We start from the raw sequence: 18,835 nt of genomic DNA, 5'->3' as shown, positions 1-18,835 counted from the left end.
CCGATTGATCTGGTTAGCGATACGCCTGTTCGAGCGTCGCGATCGAGGCTTCGTGGGTCAAGTCCAGATGGAGCGGGGTCACCGTGATATAGCCGTCCGCAATCGCCTCCAGATCGGTCTGGTGGCCGGGCGTGTTCTCGGTGGCATCAAGGCCGAACCAGTAATAAGCATAGCCACGTGGATCCATGCCCTTCACGATCGTGGAGCGACCATAATCATGGAAGCCCTGTCGCGCGATCTTCACGCCCTTCACCTGATCCGGCGTCAGCGCTGGAAAATTGATGTTCACCAGCGTGCGATGGCCCAGATCCACGTCGAGCAACGGCCGGATGACCTTCTCGCCCCAGGCTTCAGCCACGGCAAAGGGCACGCTGTCCCCCATGCCTTCCTGCGCATAGACTTGGCTGAGCGCGATCGAACGCACGCCGGCCAGCGCACCTTCCATCGCAGCGGAAACGGTGCCCGAATAGGTCACGTCCTCCCCCAGATTGGCGCCGCGGTTGATGCCCGAGAGCACCAGATCGGGCTTGGCACCCTCGATCAACTCGCCCAGCGCCATCAGCACTGAATCGGTCGGCGTGCCGCTGACCGACCAGCGCCGTTCGCCATGCTTGCGCACGCGGACGGGGCGGGAGAGGGTGAGCGAATGGCCCGCACCCGATTGCTCCTCGGACGGGGCGACCACCCACACATCATCGGACAAAGACCGCGCGATCGCCTCCAGCACTTTCAGGCCGGGGGCGTGGATGCCGTCGTCATTGGTCACGAGAATGCGCATGATCAGGGTCTTTCGAAATTAGGAAGGGACCACCCCCAACCCCTCCACGAAGGCGTGGAGGGGCGTTGCATTGTGCTTGTCTTCTCCCCTCCGAGCCTTCTTGGAGGGGCCGGGGTGGCTTCTACTCTTTGCTATGCCGGCATCAGCACGTCGATGCCGCCCATATACGGAAGCAGCACCTGCGGAATGCGGACCGATCCGTCTGCTTCCTGATAATTTTCCAGCACTGCGACGAGCGTGCGGCCGACCGCGAGACCGGAGCCGTTCAGCGTGTGGACGAAATGCGTGCCCTTCTGGTCGCCGGTCTGGCGATAGCGGGCGGCCATGCGGCGCGCCTGGAAATCGCCGCAGTTTGAGATGCTGCTGATCTCGCGGTAGCAATCCTGCCCCGGCAGCCAGACTTCGAGATCGAACGTCTTGCGCGCGGAAAAACCCATGTCGCCGGTGCACAGCAGCATCTTGCGATAGGGGAGATCCAGCGCCTGAAGGATGGCTTCGGCCGCCTCCGTCATCCGCTCATGCTCGGCTTCCGACTGATCGGGGGTCGCGATCGTGACAAGCTCCACCTTGTCGAACTGATGCTGACGGATCAGCCCGCGCGTGTCGCGGCCCGCAGCACCCGCTTCGGAGCGGAAGCAGGGGGTGAGCGCAGTCAGGCGGATCGGGAGCGCGGCTTCCTCAAGGATCGACTCCCGCACCAGATTGGTGAGGCTCACCTCGGCTGTGGGGATCAGATAGCGATCGTCGGTGGTCTTGAAGAGGTCTTCCTCGAACTTGGGAAGCTGGCCCGTGCCGAACGCGGCTTCCTTGCGAACGAGCAGGGGTGGAGCGATCTCCGCATAGCCCGCCTGGCCCTGACGATCGAGCATGAACTGACCGAGCGCACGGTTGAGCCGCGCAATCCCGCCGCGCAACACGGCGAAGCGCGATCCGGAAATCCTGGCCGCGCTTTCGAAATCGAGGCCCAGCGCGGGCGCGAAATCGGGATGCTCCAGCGGCTTGAAATCCATGCTGCGCGGCGTGCCCCAGCGGGCGACTTCGACATTCTCGGTCTCGTCTGCACCCTGAGGCACATCGTCCGCGGGCAGATTGGGGAGAGCGGCGAGCGCGTCGTCCAATTCTGCGCCGATAGCGCGCTCATCCTCCTCGATGGCGGGCAGGCGCTCCTTCAGCACGGCCACCTCGGCCATCAGCGTGGCGGCTTCGTCTTCACGCTTCTGCGCCTTTGCGGCACCGATGGCTCGGGATGCTTCATTGCGCCGCGCCTGTGAGATCTGAACCTCTGTGATCAACGCGCGGCGCTTCTCGTCAAGTGCAATCAGCGTGGCCGATACTGCGGCCGCGCCCCGGCGTTCCAAAGCGGCGTCGAAAGCGGCGGGGTTTTCCCGGATCTGGCGGATATCGTGCATGGCGTGGCTATGGCGGGGCGAATTGGTGGTTGCAAGCGCAACTGCGCGGCGCGGCGGGCGTTGAGGAGTTGGCACATAATAAGAGGAGAATGCCGATGCGTATCCCGCACAAGGGTTTCGTCGTGGTGGCCGATGGCCGCAAGATGCTGTTTTTCCGGAATGAAGGCGACGCGCTTTATCCCAATCTGGAGCTGGTGCGGCAGCGCGAACAGGATAATCCGCCGGATCGGGAGCATAAAAGCGATGCGGCGGGCCGGGCCTCCTCCCCCATGGGCGGCGTCCGCAGCGGTTTCACCGAAGTGGATTTTCATCAATTGGAGGAAGATCGGTTCGCCAGCGAGACTGCGGATTTGCTCAAGAAGCGCGCGCTGAACAACGATTTCGAATCGCTGATTATCGTGGCCCCGCCCAAAACGCTGGGCGAATTGCGCAAACATTATCACAAAGAAGTGGAAAGCCGTCTGGAGGGCGAGATCGCCAAGGATTTGACGGGGCATCCGGTAAGCGAAATCGAAAAGATCATCTCCGAAGCCTGAAAATGTGAAAAGGGCGGCCCGCCTTAAGACGAGCCGCCCTTCCCGCTGTCCCGCTCGAGAGCGGGCTATCCGGCTTTCGCGGCCATGCGACGACGGGCGACAAGGCCCGCGGCCGCTGCGCCGAAGAGCAGGATGATGGGAGGTGCCGGGACGGGTGTGCCGCCGCTGGATCCGCCATTGGAGCTGTGATGGCCCCCGTTGGACCCGCCATAGCTGCTGGAGCCATTGCTGCTCGATGACGTACTGGTGCTGGAACTGGTCGAACTGCTGGTGGATGTCGACACGTTCCCGCTGCTCGACGAACTCGTGCTGGTCGATGAGGACACATTGCCGCTGCTCGACGAACTTGTGCTGGACGAGACGTTGCCGCTTGAGCTGGACGTGCTGCTGACGCCGCCGGTGGACGTGCTCGTGCTGGATCCACCCGTCGAACTGCTGGTGCTCGATCCGCCGGTGGATGTGCTCGATGTGGAGCTGATTCCGCCCGATGTGCTGCTCACGCCGCCGGTAGACGTGCTCGACCCGCCGGACGTGCTACTGATGCCCCCCGTGGATGTGCTTGATCCGCCGCTGGAGGTGGAGCCGCCCGACGTGCTTGTCGATCCCCCCGAAGACGTGGAGGAGACCACGATGCTCCCGCCGCCGCCGCCGCCGCTGCTGCCGCCGAAAAATCCGCCTCCGAAGAAACCGCCGCCGCCAAAGCCGCCGCTGCCGCCGATCACCACGGGAGGCGATCCGCCACCGCCGCCTTCGAACGGAACACCGGGATAGGGCAGGGGCATCGGCGCTGGTGCGGGCAGGGTGATGATCTGCGGCATGGCGCAGGCCGTGGTGGTCGTGGTCGTCACGCGTTTGCGCATCTTGGGCTTGGCGCGATAGACCGGCTTTTTGGCGTAGACGGGTTTGATCTTGACCGACTTCAGCGTGCGGACCTGCGCAGTGCGTGGCTTTTCCGCGACATGGACGGCACCGCCGCCGATCACCGCGCCGCCGCACGCACATGCGCATAATTTCGCCAGAGCCATCCGTACCGACATCGCGCCACTCTCGTTCGTGTCTGGCCGGTCGTTGCTCCATCGGGTGCTGACCCATGGGTACGACCGGACCGATGTCTCCACTGGCCATCTTTTCGAGGGGGGTAACAGATCATTAACCCTCTTTTTGGCGCTGCAGAGGCGAAAGTCGCCGCCTAATTGCGAAGAGATCTGGTTAATGTGCCGTTACGAAGCGATCGCCCGACTGGCGGCACGCGGGCGACGGATGTTTCACCATCCGATTCATCAAGGCGTAACATCAAGCCGCTTAAGCGGCGTGGCCAAGGCACTGTGGCTGAACGCGTTTCTCGGGGCTTTGACGGTGGCCGCGCGATTCGCCGGCTTGTGTGGCCTTGGGGGCATGGCTATAGGCGCGCCGAGGTAGGGATGTTGCAACTGGTAAAAGCCGGGCGACGACGTGATGTGACGGAGACTGACGATGGCGACGGCATTGAGCGCAGGCGAACCGGGAGACGATCCCCTTCTTCGTCCGCCCGTCCTGACCGATACGGATTACCGGCCCTCGCCGGACGAACCCTTTATGAACGACCGACAGGTTGCCTATTTTCGCGCCAAGCTGAACGCCTGGAAAGACAGCATCCTGAAGGAATCACGCGATACGCTGAACCAGCTTCAAAATGATTCGCTGCGCGAACCGGATGTGACCGATCGCGCTTCGAGCGAAACCGACTGGTCGATCGAACTGCGCACCCGCGATCGCCAGCGCAAGCTGATCTCGAAAATCGACGCTGCGATTCGCCGCATCGCCGAGGGCGAATATGGCTATTGCGAAGTCACGGGCGAACCCATTTCGCTCGCACGACTGGAAGCGCGCCCGATTGCGACAATGACTGTCGAGGCGCAGGAGCGCCACGAAAAGCAGGAAAAGGTGTCGCGCGACGAATAAGCCGACGCGGGTGCCCAGGGCGCGGCGCGGACGCCGCCACCCTGAACCGAAGCAGCAAAGCTAGATTTCGCTCAGCTCTTCCTTGATCCTGAGTTTGCGCTTTTTGAGATGCGCCAGTGTGACGGTATCAGGGATGGGGCGGCGACTCTCTTCGGCAATGCGGTGTTCGAGCGTGGAATGCTTGGCTTCCAAAGCCGAGAAATGTGCCTGTTCCATCCTTTAGTCTCCTTCTGGCGGATATATCGACAAGGGGATTGAAGCATGAACCGGAGCATTTGTCTTCATGTGATTCGGGCCAAATCGGCGAACCGCCGTGCCAGATGCGACCACTCGCTGGACGATGGCGCTTGAGCGCGGGCGGGGGGCATTCTATCGCGATGCCAAGGGAGCGACAGCCGCATGGGCAATGACGAGATCAGGGCACAATTGGAAGCGATGCGGATCGAGCATCGCGATCTGGATGATGCCATCGCGTCGCTCGCGGAAAAACCCGTGCTTGACCAGCTTCAGATGGCGCGATTGAAGAAGCGCAAGTTGCGGTTGCGCGACGATATTTCGATCCTGGAAACACGGCTGATCCCCGACATCATCGCCTGATCGGCGACGCGCCCCAGTTCGGGACAGCGCGTGCGCACAAAGCGTAACGATCCGCGCGTTCGCTGTTTTTCGCGGCGGTCAGTTGTGGCATGATCGCACGATGGATTCGGGGACAAAGAAGATCGGTTTGACGCCACGGCTGGTGAGCGCGCTTTACACCGAAGCGATGCTTTTGGCGGACGAGGCACGCGCCTATTTCGATGAGCATGGCCGCGACGATCGCGATACGCTCGCTCCGATGCTGCGCGTCGGCTTTTCGTGCGAGTCGCTGAAAGTGACCACGCGGCTGATGCACGTCATCGCCTGGCTGCTCACGCGCCGCGCAGTGGAGGCGGGTGAACTAAGCGAGAGCCAAGGGCTGCATAATTCGCGGCGGCTGGGTCATGCCGCGGAAAGCGATATGGTACTGGTGGCGCAATTGCCCGCGGATGCGCAGTCGATGATCGAATCGAGCATAGAGCTTTATGCGCGGGTGAAACGGATCGACACCGGTCTGGATGCGGAGATGGAGGCGGGTAGCCCTGCCAACACGCTGCTGAAACGGCTTCAGGCTTCTTTCTAAAGTCTGTCGAAACGCGAGATCAGCCGCGATAGGCCGCATCCAGCGCCGCCTTCGCGGCACGATATTCGGCTTCCAGCCGGTCCACGCGGTCCGCGACGCTCTCCACCTTGGTCACCGCGCCAATGCCCTGACCCGATCCCCAGATATCGCGCCATGCCTTTTTGGACTGGTTGTCGCCCGATCCAAAGTTCATCGTCTTGTAATCGCCCTCGGGCAAATTGTCGGGATCGAGACCCGAGGCTTCGATCGAGCCGCGCAGATAATTGCCATGCACGCCGGTGAACAGGCTGGAATAGACGATATCGGCGGCCTGCCCGTCGACGATGCCCTGCTTATAAGCGGCGTCCGCATTGGCTTCTTCCGTCGCGATAAAGGCCGAGCCGATATAGGCAAAATCAGCGCCGAGCGCCTGCGCCGCCAAGATCGAGCGACCATGCGCGATGCTGCCCGACAGCGCGACCGGGCCATCGAACCAGGCGCGGATTTCCTGCATCAGCGCGAAGGGCGATGTTACGCCGGCGTGTCCGCCTGCGCCCGCGGCCACGGGGATCAAACCATCCGCGCCCTTCTCGATCGCCTTGCGTGCAAATCTGTCGGTGACGACATCGTGCAGCGTGATGCCGCCCCATCCGTGCACCGCCGCATTCAGATCCGCGCGCGCGCCAAGCGAGGTGATCACGATCGGCACCTGCCATTTGGCGCAGGTGGCGAGATCGGCCTCGAGCCGGTCATTGGATTTGTGGACGATCTGATTAACCGCGAAGGGCGCGGCGGGGCGATCGGGATGATCGCGATTCCACGCGGCCAGTTCTTCGGTGATGCGGTGCAGCCATTCATCCAGCAGCGTCTGCGGCCGCGCGTTCAGTGCGGGAAAGGAGCCGACGATGCCCGCCTTGCACTGCGCGATCACCAGTTCCGGACCGGAAACGATGAAAAGCGGCGAGCCGATAACCGGCAGGCGGAGGCGATCGAAGAGCGGGGATGGTATGGTCATGATCTTTCATACCGCAAGCCGATGGGCTGTCCAGACCGGTCGGCGTGACGGTACGGCAAGGCGGCACCCGTCGTAAACGGATCTGTCCGGCAAGCCGTGCATTCGATTCGACTCGCGAAGGTTTTCTGGACGCAGGGCGGCTTTTCCATGTCCGGCCACTGTCCCCCAAAGGATACAAATCGGAATTTTATGACAAGAATTTACCTGGAAACCGGTGTCAATGTCGAATCCATCCAATGAACCGTCCGGATGTTGCGCTATAGGGGGTCAGGCTTTCCGCAAGCCGGGTGGGGGCAGTGTAGACGCGACCCGCATTGCTTCCCACCTTACTTGCGGGGGTCGACCTTCCGATACATTGGCAAAATTCAGAGGCTGACGCGCCGTGCATGAAGCCATGCACGTCATGCCGGTTTTCCTTTGCGCGCGGGGCGCTTATCATCGCGCGATAGGAATGGAGACCGGTGTGATCGACAGGCGGCAGATATTGGCAGGCATCAGCGCGACGATGCTCGCCGGCTGCGGGCGGCGGCAGGCCGAGGAGGAGGCCGGAAAAGCCGCTGGCCTGGCGGACAGGGTCACATTGCCCTTCGCCAATGGCGAACGTCCGCTGGTCACTTATCCCCAAAAGCGTCCGATGATCGGCCTGACTGTGCGGCCACCGCAATTGGAAACGCCCTTTTCGGTTTTCGGCGAAGGCGCGATCACGCCGAACGACGCCTTCTTCGTGCGCTATCACATGGCGGATATTCCCTTGAGCATCGATCCAGCCGCTTATCGATTGGCCGTCGGCGGGCATGTGAAGATCCCGCTATCGCTGTCTCTGGCGCAATTGAAGACGGATTTTGCCCCGACGGAGATCGTCGCAGTCAATCAATGCTCGGGCAACAGCCGCGGTTTTTCCGATCCGCGCGTGGGCGGCGGGCAGCTTGCCAATGGCGCGATGGGCAATGCTCGCTGGCAGGGCGTGCCGCTGAAAGCCGTGCTCGAGCGCGCGGGCGTGCGCGGCGGTGCAAAGCAGGTCACGTTCAACGGGCTTGATAACCCGCCATCGCCGGGCATCCCCGATTTCGTGAAGGCGCTGGATGCGGATCATGCCCTTGATGGCGAAGTGATGCTGGCCTGGGGCATGAACGGCGAGGATCTGCCCTTTCTGAACGGCTATCCGCTGCGGCTGATCGTGCCGGGCCATTATGGCACCTATTGGGTGAAGCATCTGAGCGACATCATGGTGACCGATGCGGAGTATGACGGCTATTGGATGAAGACCGCGTATCGCATTCCCGACAATGACTGCGCTTGCGTCGCGCCGGGCACCAAGCCGGACAAGACCCGACCGATCGGGCGGCTGAATATCCGTTCTTTCGTGACGAGCCATATTGATGGCGCAGTGGTGAACGCGGGGACGGCCACCGAGATCAAGGGGATCGCCTTCGATGGCGGCACCGGGATCGCTCAGGTGCTGGTTTCGGGGGATGATGGACGAAGCTGGCAGCCGGCGGCGCTGGGTGAGGATCTGGGGCGCTATTCCTTTCGGGAATGGCGCGTTCCGCTGACGCTGGGCAAGGGTGATCACAGGCTGAAGGTCCGCGCGGTGGGCCGCGGGGGTGAGACCCAGCCGCAAGAACCGCGGTGGAATCCGCCAGGCTACATGCGCAATGTGGTCGAAGCCATCACGCTGAGGGCCGCATGATGCGGCGCGCGATGCTGTTGGCCGGTGCCGGTCTCGTCTTGATCGGGGCGGCCGCCGCCCGGCCGGTGACCTACGCCCTCCCGCCGGAAAAGGAGATCATCCTGCCGACCGGTGCGGGCGGCGAGCTGACGCAGGCGCAGTGCGGGGCGTGTCATTCGCTGGATTATGTCCAGACCCAGCCGCGCGGCAAGGGGCCGCAATTCTGGAAGGATGCGGTGGGCAAGATGGTCAAAATCTATGGCGCGCCGATCGAGCCCGGGGATGCGGATGCGATCTCCCTCTATCTGGCAAAGACTTACGGCTAGCCGCGCTCCACCCGTCCGGTAAGCCGGATCAAATTCCACGCCGCTTCCCTGTCCGCACGGCCCTTGAAGGCGGCATCGGGATCGGGCGCTTCACCGAGCATGTGCATCAGCGACCATAAGGCGAAACGACGACCGGGATCGCGTTCGACGCCGAAATCGATCGACAGCGCTTCATGGCCGCGCGCGATCGCGGCTTCATCGAGCGCCTCGAGATCATCACTGCCGAAATAATGAGCGAGCAGGCCATCGAGATCCATCAGGCCGCTTCCTGATCGGCGTCTGCGGGCGCTGTGGTCCAGCCGAGGCGGGGGAGCGCGATCGAGCGCTTGCCCGACAGATCGATGCGCGAAGCGATCAGCCCGCGTGTCTCGATAAAGGCGAGCAGTCGCTTTACCCGGCCGGGAGACCGTGTGCCGTACACCAGCGCGAGCGTGGAATCGGCGGGGCAGGGCGCGGCTTCTCGCGCGGCGCGCGCGAGCAGCAGGAAGGGTGCCAGCATATCCTCCGGCAGTTCTGCGGCGAGATCGAGCGCATCCTGCCAATGTTCGGACAGGCGCGGATCGATCCCGGCACGGGCGATGGCCAGGCGGCGCGCGAAATCGGCGAGATCGACCGGGGGGCGGGGATGGCCGCGCATCCGGCAGCGCATCTGGAAATCCTGGAACAACACGGGTGCGGCGCGATAGGCGGTTTCGGGATCGGCGACGAGCTCGGCCAGCGCATCCGCGGCGGCATCCTCGAACGCCTCCATGTCGATGGGCGCAGGCTCTTCGGCGCGTTGCGGATTGAGGATGGGCCGCGCGATCCCGCGCAAAATATCTTCCGACCCAATTCTGGGTGCTGCTGGCGGCGGCGGTGGCGGGGGTGGATCATGCGCCACGGGGGCAAGCAGCCGATCGCGCATCCCCGCATCCGCGCCGGGCAGCGGCAACAGGCTGACATTGGGGTTGCGCCCACTGGTCTGCACAGGGCCGATGCGCACCGAGACGGGACGTCGCGAAATGGCGGGGCCAAGCGCCAGAAAAGCACCGCGCTGGAGATCGCGGATCTGTTCGGCCTGCCGTCGTTCCATTCCCAGAAGATCGGCGGCGCGCGCCATGTCGATATCGAGAAACGTGCGCCCCATCAGGAAGTTGGAGGCTTCCGCCGCCACATTCTTGGCGAGCTTGGCCAGCCTCTGTGTGGCGATGATTCCGGCCAGGCCGCGCTTGCGGCCGCGGCACATCAAATTGGTCATGGCCGAAAGCGAAGCGCGGCGGATTTCGTCCGAAACATCACCCGCGGCGGCCGGCGCGAAGAGCTGGGCTTCATCGACCACGACGAGCGCTGGATACCAATGTTCGCGCGGCGCATCGAACAGGGCGGAGAGAAAGCCGGCGGCGCAGCGCATCTGCGCTTCGGCATCCAACCCTTCGAGACTGAGCACGACCGAGGCGCGATGCTCCCGGATGCGCGACGCGAAACGGGCAATCTCGCGCTCGCTATGCTCTGACGCCTCGATCACGACATGGCCGAACGGACCGGCGAGCGTCACGAAATCGCCCTCCGGATCGATGACGATCTGCTGGACCAGCCCGGCACTGCCCTCGAGCAGCCGGCGCAGCAGATGCGATTTTCCCGATCCCGAATTGCCCTGGACAAGGAGGCGCGTCGCGAGAAGCTCCTCGACGTCGATCGGCACCGATTTCCCGGCCCCGTCATTCCCCATGTCCACGGTTACACTCACCCTGTGCCTTTGGCCGAGGGCGAGGGGGGCGGGCAAGCGTTTATCGTCGGCCAGGCGATGCGCGTCGCGCTTTTTCCATATGGCATCGGGCGGATAGAAGGGGGCGGTGCCTGAGCGTAAGATCATTCACATCGATATGGACGCCTTTTATGCGTCGGTGGAGCAGCGGGACAATCCGGCTTTGCGCGGCAGGCCGGTGGCCGTTGGCGGCGCGGGCGGCCGCGGTGTGGTGGCGGCCGCGAGCTATGAGGCGCGCGCTTTCGGCGTCAAATCGGCGATGCCGTCCGTTACGGCGATCCGGCGCTGCCCCGATCTCGTTTTCGTAAAGCCCCGGTTCGATGCCTATCGCGCGGTGTCTCAGAAGATCCGCGCCATCTTTGCGGACTATGCCGATCTGGTCGAACCGCTCTCGCTCGACGAAGCGTATCTGGACGTGACCGAAGATCGACTGGGACTGGGATCGGCGACGGCGATCGCCGAGCAGATCCGCGCCCGAATTTTCGCTGAAACCGCGCTCACGGCGTCGGCGGGCGTTTCCTATAACAAATTCGTCGCCAAGCTGGCGTCGGATCAGAACAAGCCGGATGGATTGTGCGTGATCCCGCCGGCAAAGGGGCCGGCGTTCGTGGCGACCCTGCCCGTTCGGCGCTTTCACGGTGTGGGGCCGGTAACGGCAGCCCGGATGGAGACGCTGGGTATCCACACCGGTGCCGATTTGCGCGAACTCAGCCCTGAGTTTCTCGCCCGGCATTTCGGCAGCAGCGGTGCCTATTTCCACCGCGCCGCTCGCGGGATCGATCATCGCGCCGTCACGCCGAACCGTCCGCATAAATCAGTGGGTTCGGAGACGACTTTTTTTGAAAACCTGATGAATGAGGAAGCGGTTCTCGCCGCGCTTGACGATATCATGCCAGGCCTGATGCGTCGGGTAGTTTCGGCGGGCGTGGCGGGGCGCACGATCACGCTCAAGGTGCGCTATGCCGATTTCACCCAGATCACGCGATCGCGCACAGCGTCGGCTGCGACCTGCGATGCGGATGTGATCGCAGAGACAGCGCGGACCCTGATCCGGCACCTGCCCGGCATCGTTCCCGGCATCCGGTTGCTCGGCGTTACCCTGTCCACTCTGGTGCCGCAGGGAGACCCTCAGGCAACCGATCCACAAGCCGCGCTTCCGATGTAGGACGGTTTGTTTCCCTGTAACAACAATTAACAATTGCTGTTGCGATGCAGCAATGGCAAAATGAGGAAAGCAATCGAATCGCACGGGGACCGTGATGATGATGAAAGCACGCTTTCTGGCCGTGATCATCCTAAGCAGTGGCACGCATCAGGCGTGCGCGGCAGCCTATGTCGCGCCGTCGAACAACGCGCTTGCAGCATCCATTTTCAATGGGGGTGTCCGGGTGGCCGCGACGTCTGCGCCCGCCGTGCCGATTGACGTCATGGCCTATACGCCACCGGCACCAGGCCCGACGATACGCCAGACGGGGTTTGCGCATGATATGAGCGCGCCGGTGGCGAAAATACCGCCGGCAGCCATCGTGAGTGCGCCGCTGGACAATGAGATGCCCGAACCGCAGACTTGGATGCTGATGATGGTCGGTCTCGCAGTGGTCGGCCGGGCCATGCGCCAACGGGCCAGAAGCTTCTGCTAGGCTAGGCCGCCGATTTCAGCGTGACCCAGATATCGACCGGTGCCGCGAATTTCCCCGGTGCCGGCTTGCCGATATCCACGCGTTGCGCGGTGACCCTTTCCCCGGTCTCGAGCACGAAGGCGGCCCCCGCGCGCGGCATCCGGCCGAAGCTCATCTTCTGAATCGGCTGCCCCGTCGCGGCGTTCATGATCATAGCGTTGATACCCATGGCGCGCCGATAGCGGGATTGCCGCGGGCCTGTCGACGGGAATATTTTTTCGGCACAGGCAGCATGGCGGTGCGCGGTTTCCGGTAATGCAGCTTTTCCAGTCCGCGCCATTTTGCAGATAAACTGCGTCCCGATTTAGGACAATTGCGCAGACGTCTGGAGACGTCGGTCTTCTGATCCGTCCATCCGGCAGCTTCATCCTGCCGCCCTTCCCAAAGGGTTTTGGCGGGTTGGCTGCGATGTCTCGACCCGCCCGTCCGATCCGCTGCGTCCGCCGGAGCGCTTCCCGAAATCAGTGAAAAATCCCGTTTTGCGAACCGTTCGCAGGCTTTTTTTGTGCGTCCCCGTCGGGGGATATCTTGGCGGGCCGTGTCGTCCGATTTTCATCAGCAGACGTCGGCGATTCCATTGGTGTCGCACGCCGAAGTCAAAGCCCCGGCCTGAATGGGGAGGGGTAATTCTAAACCGATTGGGAGATTTGACATGGCACGCACACGCACACCTCCGGGCACTTCAGGCCCGACGCTTCCTCCGCCCCCGACACCGACACCACCCGCGCCGCCCGCGACGCCCTGGATCATCGGCACGGATCTGAACGATGTCATGAACCTGCGCGAACCTTCGTCTGCAGCGCATCTGCCCGCCAATGCACGGGCAGGGGCCGGCAATGATTTCGTGATGGGCAATTTCAACCAGAACGTCATCGAAGGCAATGAAGGCAACGATACGCTCGTTGGCGGAACCGGCTCCTCGGTGCTTCCCGGTACGGACGATACACGGGTCGCCAGCGGCCAGGATTTCATCCAGGGCGGTGACGGCAATGACGTGATCGTCGGTGACGAAATCGATTCCGAGGCGAACACGATCGTTCCGATCGAAAACCCGTTCGACGGCAATGATCAATTGTCCGGCGGCAACGGCAACGATCTGATGTACGGCAATGGTGGCAATGACACCATGGTCGGCGATGCTGGAAACGACACGCTCCATGGCGGTTCGGGCAACGACGCGCAGGCCGGCAATGCAGGCGATGACGAGCTGTATGGCGACTCCGGCAATGATACCCAGACGGGTGGATCCGGTGACGACTATCTCGAAGGCGGCGCCGGCAATGACGACCAATATGGCAATGAAGGCCTGGATTACATCACGGGCGGCGACGGCAATGACTCGCAGCGCGGTTCGGCCGGAAACGACACGCTGGAAGGCGATGCCGGCAATGACGTGCAACGCGGCGGTCAGGGCGATGACGACATCTCCGGCGGCACTGGCAACGACACCATGTTCGGTGACGATGGCAATGATGCACCGGGCGGCGACATCGGCAATGACGGCCAGGAAGATGGCGTCGATACCGATGAAGGTGGCGACGACTATATGGACGGCGGCGACGGCGATGATCGTCTCGACGGCCAGCTTGGTGACGACACGCTGCTCGGCGGCAACGGCAATGACGATCTGCGCGGCGATACCGGCAATGACTCGCTTCTGGGCGGGGCAGGCGCTGATTTCGTTCAGGCGGGTGCCGGCGACGATTATGTCGATGGCGGCGCGGACCGCGACGTTCTGAATGGCGCCGATGGTGAAGACACCATGTATGGCGGCACCGAGAATGACGAAGTCCGTGGCGATGCCGGAAACGATCTGCTCTTTGGTAATGCTGGCGACGATCTCGTCGAAGGCGGCACCGGAAGCGATACGATCGAAGGCAATGGCGGCGACGACGTTCTGCGCGGCAATGAAGGCAATGACGACGTCGATGGTGGCGACGGCAATGACCTGATCGAAGGCAATGAAGGCGACGACGGGGAAGTCGGCGGCGTCAACGGCCTGTTCGGCGGTGCCGGCAACGACACCATGTACGGCAATGACGGCGACGACGATCTGTTCGGCGAAGACGGCAACGACCAGATCTACGGCGGCGAAGGCGACGACTATGCCGAAGGCGGGGCTGGTGCCGACTTCATGCAGGGCGACAACGGCAATGATTCGCTGTTCGGCGATAGCGGCAACGACACCATTGGTGGCAATGCCGGCAATGACTATCTCGAAGGCGATGACGGCAACGACGCACTGTCTGGTGGATCGGGTGCCGATTACATCGGCGGCGGCGAAGATGACGATACGCTGGAAGGCGGACTCGACAATGACTCGCTGTTCGGTGACGGAGGCGACGACGATCTGTCTGGCGGACGTGGTGACGATTATCTGGTCGGCGGAGACGGGGACGATATCCTCACCGGCGGTCAGGGTCGTGACATCTTCGGCTTCGATTACAATGGCTATGACGATGGCGAAGAAGGGCTTTCGTTCGATGCTGGCGATGACGTCATCACCGACCTCAGCCTGGCCAACCGCGATACGATCCAGATCGACGTGGATACGCCTGTGTCGTTTAACCAGGCGCTGGTCAGCGTTGTCGACGACGGCACCAACACCACGATCAGCTTCGGCGGACAATCGGTGTTGATCGAAGGACTGACCGGTGGCTCCTTCGCCATCCTTCAGTTCGACAGCGTGGCGGACGTCAATGCGTTCAGCCAGGGCAATGCTGGATATGATGTGATCCAGTTCGTCTGATCGGATCGAAATGACCAGAAACTTGGGGGCGCTTCGGCGCCCCCTTTTTTGTGCATTTTTGGGAAACCGATCATCGCGTGCTGACGTGTCCCCACATGGGGGCATATTGCGCAGCATTTATTGCACATGTTCCCTGATGAGGATCGCTCCGCCCTTGGAGAGTCCGCATGGGGGACAATTTTGCGATGATGAGTCTTCGCCCGCCCGAACCGGGGTCTCTGCGTGGCGGTGCATCCACCGTGATGCCCGTCGCCCCACCACGTCCTGTGTTCCAACTCGACACCTCGATGCGCGGCAATAAGGGCGATGACGATCTGTTTCCGGAGGATCCGGATGATCAGGATCCCGATCCCGCAGACCCCGATCCGGTCGATCCGGGCGAAGAGGATCCTGATCCCGCAGACCCCGATCCGGTCGATCCGGGCGAAGAGGATCCCGATCCTGAAGATCCCGATCCGGTCGATCCGGGCGAGGAGGATCCCGATCCCGCAGATCCCGATCCGGTCGATCCGGGCGAAGAGGATCCCGATCCTGAAGATCCCGATCCGGTCGATCCGGGCGAAGAGGATCCCGATCCTGAAGATCCCGATCCGGTCGACCCGGGCGAAGAGGATCCCGATCCTGAAGACCCCGATCCGGTCGATCCAGGCGAGGAGGATCCCGATCCCGAAGACCCTGATCCGGTCGATCCGGGTGAAGAGGATCCCGATCCACAGGATCCCGAGCCCGAAGTTCCCGGTGGTGGCGGGCGCGGCGGCTCGGGTCGTCCCCGCAATGAACCAGGGCATACTCCCGATATTCCCGCGCCGGTGCTGGGATCGGGCGTTATCATCCAGGGCGCGCAGATCATCGGCACCGAAAGGGCGGAACGGCTCGATCTGGCGTTGGGCGGAATGCCCGACAATGCGCGCGGTGGCGGGGGAGATGACATCATCCTCGGCCAGGAGGAGCGCAACCGGCTGGAAGGCGATGAAGGGGCGGATCTGATCATCGGCTATTCGGGTGGCTTGGGTGGCGATGGCGATTGGATCGAAGGCGGGGAGGGCGATGATACGCTGATCGGCGACGATATGGCGGATGGACCGCCGGATACGCCCGCGGGCGCTGATCTGGCTGGCGACGAGAAGGACTGGATCGCGGGCGGCGCGGGGCAGGATCTGATCTGGGGCGGCGGCGGAAACGACACGCTTGCGGGCGGTGCGGGCGACGATGTGATCCGTGGCGGGTCGGGTGACGACGGCATTGCGGGCGATGAGGGCCATGATGCGATCCATGCCGGGACGGGGAATGATATTGTGCTCGGTGGCGCGGGCAATGATCTGGTGCTGGGTGAGAATGGCGATGACGAGATCCATGGCGAAGATGGTGATGACCGGATTCTGGGCGGGGCCGACAATGATCGCGTTTTCGGCGGGCGTGGTGACGACACGATCTTGGGCGGACTGGGCAGCGATGCGTTGCGCGGGGACGATGGCGATGATCAGCTAAGCGGCGATGATGGCGACGATTCCCTGTTTGGTGGCGCAGGGGCCGATGTGTTGGATGGCGGCGATGGTATGGACCGGATCGACGGCGGCATCGGCGGTGACACGCTCACGGGCGGGGCGGGCAGCGACGATCTGCGTGGCGACGCCGGTGCCGATCTGCTGCAGGGCGGCGCCGGGGGGGATTATCTTCAGGGCGGCGCGGATGACGACACGATCGACGGCGGCGAGGGCGATGACATTCTGGTGGGTGCCGACGGCTTTGACAGTCTGATCGGCGGCAGCGGGGATGATTGGCTTGGCGGTTATGAGGATGACGACTGGATCGATGGCGGCGCGGGTGACGACACGCTGGATGGCGGCACCGGGCAGGATCTCCTTTTCGGGGGCACCGGCGATGACTGGCTTTCGGGCGGGGACGGCGACGATCGGCTGTTTGGCGGGGACGGGAATGATACGCTGGACGGCAGCATGGGCGATGACGATATCGACGGCGGTATCGGCAACGATCTGATCGGCGGCGGCGCGGGCGATGATATTCTGACCGGCGGAAACGGTTTGGACATTCTTTTCGGGCAGGATGGACATGATACGCTGCTGGGCGGTTTGAACAGGGACACCCTTGTCGGTGGCCTTGGCGATGACGATCTCTATGGCGGCGGAGATGATGATGATCTGATCGGCGACGAAGGACATGATTGGTTGATGGGCGACGACGGCGAAGATTTGCTGGAAGGCGGCGATGGCGGTGACGGCCTTGAGGGCGGTGATGGCAACGACGGCCTGTATGGTGGATCGGGTGACGACACGCTTTATGGCGATGGCGGCGACGACGCGCTGCATGGTGAAAGCGGAGACGATCGGCTGGAGGGCAATGCGGGCGATGATACGCTAACGGGTGGCCAGGGCCGCGATGTCTTCGCGTTCGACTTCGACGAGGCCGGGCATGACATCATCGCCGATTTCAGCCTCGCGGCGCGCGATCAGATCGAGATCAGGATCAATGATCCGGTGACGTTCGATATCGAGCAACTCCGCATCGTCGACGACGGCGTCGATATTCACCTCGTCTTCGGCGATACGTCGATCACGCTTGCATCCATGGGCGGTGGTGGTTTTGCCGCGATGGGGATCGACAGCATCGAGGATCTCAATGCGCTGAGCCAGGGTTCGGCTGGCTATGACATGGTCATATTCACCTAGGCGCCTGATCGGTGGGCTCGCCGCCGCGCCGCTGGCGATGGCGATGGGCGCACCCAATGCGGCGATCCCGACGCTCTTGCTGCCGGTGACGTGCGATATGGCGACCCTGTGCAGCATCCAGAAATATTACGATCGCGCTCCTGGGCCGGAACGGCAGGATTATCGCTGCGGAATGCTGACGACTGACGGGCATGACGGGCTGGACATCCGCTTGCGCCGCACGCCGGACATGGTGCGCAATATTCCGGTGGTGGCGGCGGCGGACGGCATCGTGCTCCGCACGCGGGACGGTGTTGCCGATGCCAATGTCCGCATCACTGGCGGGGCTGGCATGGGCGATCGCCTGGCCGGTAATGCGGTGGTCGTTGACCATGGCAGTGGCTGGGTGACGCAATATAGCCATTTGAAACAGGGCAGCGTCACGGTATCGCCCGGCGATCGGGTCGCTGCCGGGGCCAGACTCGGGGCGATCGGCATGTCCGGCAATGCGGAGTTCCCCCACCTCCATTTCGCGGTGCGCCGGGATGGCGTTTCGGTCGATCCATTTTCTTACGGAACGTCGACGGGGTGCACGCTCGGCGCAGCATCCCTCTGGAGCGCTGACGCGCGAATGCGGCTGGCCTATCGAGAGGCTGATGTGCTGAGCGCCGGTTTCGCCACGGACCGCAATGCTGCACTTGGAATGCGGCACGCGCTGGCAGCAAAACATGAGTTTGCCGATCCGCCCAGCCTGATCCTATGGGGTGTGGCAACGGGCGCGCGCGAGGGGGATGAACAGCATTTCGTCATCAGCGTCCCTGACGGGGAACGTCTGCTCGACCGTCGCGAGCGAGTCGCGGGAGGGGGGCTGGACTGGGTGGGTTTCGCCGGTATGCGCCGCCCGGCCGATGGCTGGAAAACCGGTCTCGTTGAGGGCCATTACACGTTGATAAGAAACGGAAAAATAGTAGGCTCCGCAAAGTCTGTAATAAAGCTGCAATAAGTTAATGATTTTTTAAATACTGATTGACTCCGGACGTCGATTGGTTTCATATCCCCTTGCTGGGGCAAGCCCCGTGTATCCAATCTGATTCCAAAATCTGGTCGCACAGAAATCAACTTTCTAATCCGGGGAAGGATAGTTGAGTTGCAAAGTGACGGCCAGAAGGTCGGCACCCTTTTGGA

The 18,835-nt window shown here is 62.8% G+C and carries 21 protein-coding genes; 13 read left to right on the top strand and 8 right to left on the bottom strand.

What is annotated here, in order from left to right:
• Positions 1 to 13: 13 nt before the first annotated feature.
• Both surE and serS read right to left on the bottom strand, forming a co-directional pair.
• Positions 14 to 778, bottom strand: a complete 765-nt coding sequence (gene surE / locus FHS49_RS07385) for a 5'/3'-nucleotidase SurE (protein WP_184016846.1) — start codon at positions 776 to 778, stop codon at positions 14 to 16.
• Between the two features lie 131 nt (positions 779 to 909).
• Entirely contained in the window at positions 910 to 2,187 is a 1,278-nt protein-coding gene (gene serS, locus FHS49_RS07380) for a serine--tRNA ligase (RefSeq protein ID WP_184016844.1), read from the bottom strand.
• Between the two features lie 95 nt (positions 2,188 to 2,282).
• Between serS and FHS49_RS07375 the strand changes: the two genes are divergently transcribed.
• Positions 2,283 to 2,723 (top strand): host attachment family protein, encoded by a 441-nt coding sequence (locus FHS49_RS07375; protein WP_184016842.1) that lies wholly within the window; start codon positions 2,283 to 2,285, stop codon positions 2,721 to 2,723.
• A gap of 65 nt (positions 2,724 to 2,788) precedes the next feature.
• Here FHS49_RS07375 and FHS49_RS07370 read toward each other — a convergent pair whose 3' ends face one another.
• Positions 2,789 to 3,007, bottom strand: a complete 219-nt coding sequence (locus tag FHS49_RS07370) for a PEP-CTERM sorting domain-containing protein (RefSeq protein ID WP_184017482.1) — start codon at positions 3,005 to 3,007, stop codon at positions 2,789 to 2,791.
• Between FHS49_RS07370 and FHS49_RS07365 the strand changes: the two genes are divergently transcribed.
• The 3 genes from FHS49_RS07365 (at position 2,994) to dksA (ending at position 4,664) form a co-directional block, all read left to right on the top strand.
• Positions 2,994 to 3,494, top strand: coding sequence for a hypothetical protein (locus tag FHS49_RS07365; protein ID WP_343052925.1), 501 nt, complete (start codon positions 2,994 to 2,996; stop codon positions 3,492 to 3,494). The genes FHS49_RS07370 and FHS49_RS07365 overlap by 14 nt on opposite strands.
• Positions 3,495 to 3,626: 132 nt before the next feature.
• Complete coding sequence (locus tag FHS49_RS07360; protein WP_184016838.1) at positions 3,627 to 4,142, top strand: hypothetical protein; 516 nt, start codon at positions 3,627 to 3,629, stop codon at positions 4,140 to 4,142.
• A 54-nt stretch (positions 4,143 to 4,196) separates the two neighbouring features.
• Positions 4,197 to 4,664, top strand: a complete 468-nt coding sequence (dksA, locus tag FHS49_RS07355) for an RNA polymerase-binding protein DksA (protein ID WP_184016836.1) — start codon at positions 4,197 to 4,199, stop codon at positions 4,662 to 4,664.
• Positions 4,665 to 4,724: 60 nt separating this feature from the next.
• Here the strand turns inward: dksA and FHS49_RS07350 are convergent, their stop codons facing one another.
• Entirely contained in the window at positions 4,725 to 4,880 is a 156-nt protein-coding gene (locus FHS49_RS07350) for a YdcH family protein (RefSeq protein WP_184016834.1), read from the bottom strand.
• A 183-nt stretch (positions 4,881 to 5,063) separates the two neighbouring features.
• Here FHS49_RS07350 and FHS49_RS07345 point away from each other — a divergent pair, with 183 nt between their 5' ends.
• Together FHS49_RS07345 and FHS49_RS07340 are read left to right on the top strand one after the other, a co-directional pair.
• Entirely contained in the window at positions 5,064 to 5,261 is a 198-nt protein-coding gene (locus FHS49_RS07345; protein ID WP_184016832.1) for a YdcH family protein, read from the top strand.
• A 100-nt stretch (positions 5,262 to 5,361) separates the two neighbouring features.
• Complete coding sequence (locus FHS49_RS07340; protein WP_184016830.1) at positions 5,362 to 5,823, top strand: DUF1465 family protein; 462 nt, start codon at positions 5,362 to 5,364, stop codon at positions 5,821 to 5,823.
• A gap of 19 nt (positions 5,824 to 5,842) precedes the next feature.
• On the opposite strand, the gene FHS49_RS07335 is transcribed toward FHS49_RS07340, so the two are convergent.
• Positions 5,843 to 6,817 carry an NAD(P)H-dependent flavin oxidoreductase gene (locus FHS49_RS07335; RefSeq protein ID WP_184016828.1) on the bottom strand — a complete coding sequence of 325 codons (975 nt, stop codon included), beginning with the start codon at positions 6,815 to 6,817 and terminating at the stop codon, positions 5,843 to 5,845.
• Positions 6,818 to 7,268: 451 nt separating this feature from the next.
• Between FHS49_RS07335 and sorA the strand changes: the two genes are divergently transcribed.
• Together sorA and sorB are read left to right on the top strand one after the other, a co-directional pair.
• On the top strand, positions 7,269 to 8,507 hold the full coding sequence (gene sorA, locus FHS49_RS07330; protein ID WP_184017421.1) for a SorA family sulfite dehydrogenase catalytic subunit: 1,239 nt from the start codon (positions 7,269 to 7,271) through the stop codon (positions 8,505 to 8,507).
• Positions 8,504 to 8,812: a SorB family sulfite dehydrogenase c-type cytochrome subunit gene (gene sorB / locus FHS49_RS07325; RefSeq protein ID WP_246350425.1), complete on the top strand. Its 309-nt coding sequence runs from the start codon at positions 8,504 to 8,506 to the stop codon at positions 8,810 to 8,812. Before sorA ends, sorB begins: the two co-directional genes overlap by 4 nt.
• Here the strand turns inward: sorB and FHS49_RS07320 are convergent.
• Both FHS49_RS07320 and FHS49_RS07315 read right to left on the bottom strand, forming a co-directional pair.
• Complete coding sequence (locus FHS49_RS07320) at positions 8,809 to 9,069, bottom strand: hypothetical protein (protein WP_184016826.1); 261 nt, start codon at positions 9,067 to 9,069, stop codon at positions 8,809 to 8,811. The two genes, sorB and FHS49_RS07320, sit on opposite strands and share 4 nt — an antisense overlap.
• Positions 9,069 to 10,538 carry a helicase HerA domain-containing protein gene (locus FHS49_RS07315; RefSeq protein ID WP_343052923.1) on the bottom strand — a complete coding sequence of 490 codons (1,470 nt, stop codon included), beginning with the start codon at positions 10,536 to 10,538 and terminating at the stop codon, positions 9,069 to 9,071. The genes FHS49_RS07320 and FHS49_RS07315 overlap by 1 nt, the downstream gene beginning before the upstream one ends.
• 136 nt (positions 10,539 to 10,674) lie before the next feature.
• Here FHS49_RS07315 and dinB point away from each other — a divergent pair, with 136 nt between their 5' ends.
• A complete protein-coding gene (dinB, locus tag FHS49_RS07310; RefSeq protein WP_184017414.1) occupies positions 10,675 to 11,721 on the top strand; it encodes a DNA polymerase IV in 1,047 nt (348 codons plus the stop codon).
• 94 nt (positions 11,722 to 11,815) lie between these two features.
• Positions 11,816 to 12,196 carry a PEP-CTERM sorting domain-containing protein gene (locus FHS49_RS07305; RefSeq protein WP_184016824.1) on the top strand — a complete coding sequence of 127 codons (381 nt, stop codon included), beginning with the start codon at positions 11,816 to 11,818 and terminating at the stop codon, positions 12,194 to 12,196.
• A gap of 1 nt (position 12,197) precedes the next feature.
• Here FHS49_RS07305 and FHS49_RS07300 read toward each other — a convergent pair whose 3' ends face one another.
• Complete coding sequence (locus tag FHS49_RS07300) at positions 12,198 to 12,404, bottom strand: hypothetical protein (protein WP_184016822.1); 207 nt, start codon at positions 12,402 to 12,404, stop codon at positions 12,198 to 12,200.
• A gap of 483 nt (positions 12,405 to 12,887) precedes the next feature.
• On the opposite strand from FHS49_RS07300, the gene FHS49_RS07295 reads away from it, so the two are divergent.
• The 3 genes from FHS49_RS07295 (at position 12,888) to FHS49_RS07285 (ending at position 18,653) form a co-directional block, all read left to right on the top strand.
• Complete coding sequence (locus FHS49_RS07295; protein ID WP_184016820.1) at positions 12,888 to 14,984, top strand: calcium-binding protein; 2,097 nt, start codon at positions 12,888 to 12,890, stop codon at positions 14,982 to 14,984.
• A 167-nt stretch (positions 14,985 to 15,151) separates the two neighbouring features.
• On the top strand, positions 15,152 to 17,671 hold the full coding sequence (locus FHS49_RS19830; RefSeq protein WP_184016818.1) for a calcium-binding protein: 2,520 nt from the start codon (positions 15,152 to 15,154) through the stop codon (positions 17,669 to 17,671).
• The gene (locus tag FHS49_RS07285) at positions 17,649 to 18,653 is read left to right on the top strand and encodes a M23 family metallopeptidase (protein WP_184016816.1); all 1,005 of its coding nucleotides are present in this window, start codon (positions 17,649 to 17,651) and stop codon (positions 18,651 to 18,653) included. Before FHS49_RS19830 ends, FHS49_RS07285 begins: the two co-directional genes overlap by 23 nt.
• Positions 18,654 to 18,835: the final 182 nt, after the last annotated feature.

It is taken from the genome of Sphingobium boeckii (assembly GCF_014199215.1).
Taxonomy (GTDB): Bacteria; Pseudomonadota; Alphaproteobacteria; order Sphingomonadales; family Sphingomonadaceae; genus Sphingobium_A; species Sphingobium_A boeckii.
The sequence above is the reverse complement of the archived record's forward strand: the minus strand, read 5'-3'. Positions and strand labels throughout refer to the sequence as shown.

Coding starts and splice junctions, on each gene's coding strand:
- surE (WP_184016846.1), bottom strand. CDS start 778: ATGCGCATTCTCGTGACCAATGACGACGGCATCCACGCCCCCGGCCTG.
- serS (WP_184016844.1), bottom strand. CDS start 2,187: ATGCACGATATCCGCCAGATCCGGGAAAACCCCGCCGCTTTCGACGCC.
- FHS49_RS07375 (WP_184016842.1), top strand. CDS start 2,283: ATGCGTATCCCGCACAAGGGTTTCGTCGTGGTGGCCGATGGCCGCAAG.
- dksA (WP_184016836.1), top strand. CDS start 4,197: ATGGCGACGGCATTGAGCGCAGGCGAACCGGGAGACGATCCCCTTCTT.
- FHS49_RS07350 (WP_184016834.1), bottom strand. CDS start 4,880: ATGGAACAGGCACATTTCTCGGCTTTGGAAGCCAAGCATTCCACGCTC.
- FHS49_RS07345 (WP_184016832.1), top strand. CDS start 5,064: ATGGGCAATGACGAGATCAGGGCACAATTGGAAGCGATGCGGATCGAG.
- FHS49_RS07340 (WP_184016830.1), top strand. CDS start 5,362: ATGGATTCGGGGACAAAGAAGATCGGTTTGACGCCACGGCTGGTGAGC.
- FHS49_RS07335 (WP_184016828.1), bottom strand. CDS start 6,817: ATGACCATACCATCCCCGCTCTTCGATCGCCTCCGCCTGCCGGTTATC.
- sorA (WP_184017421.1), top strand. CDS start 7,269: ATGGAGACCGGTGTGATCGACAGGCGGCAGATATTGGCAGGCATCAGC.
- sorB (WP_246350425.1), top strand. CDS start 8,504: ATGATGCGGCGCGCGATGCTGTTGGCCGGTGCCGGTCTCGTCTTGATC.
- FHS49_RS07320 (WP_184016826.1), bottom strand. CDS start 9,069: ATGGATCTCGATGGCCTGCTCGCTCATTATTTCGGCAGTGATGATCTC.
- dinB (WP_184017414.1), top strand. CDS start 10,675: ATGGACGCCTTTTATGCGTCGGTGGAGCAGCGGGACAATCCGGCTTTG.
- FHS49_RS07305 (WP_184016824.1), top strand. CDS start 11,816: ATGATGATGAAAGCACGCTTTCTGGCCGTGATCATCCTAAGCAGTGGC.
- FHS49_RS07300 (WP_184016822.1), bottom strand. CDS start 12,404: ATGGGTATCAACGCTATGATCATGAACGCCGCGACGGGGCAGCCGATT.
- FHS49_RS07295 (WP_184016820.1), top strand. CDS start 12,888: ATGGCACGCACACGCACACCTCCGGGCACTTCAGGCCCGACGCTTCCT.
- FHS49_RS19830 (WP_184016818.1), top strand. CDS start 15,152: ATGGGGGACAATTTTGCGATGATGAGTCTTCGCCCGCCCGAACCGGGG.
- FHS49_RS07285 (WP_184016816.1), top strand. CDS start 17,649: ATGACATGGTCATATTCACCTAGGCGCCTGATCGGTGGGCTCGCCGCC.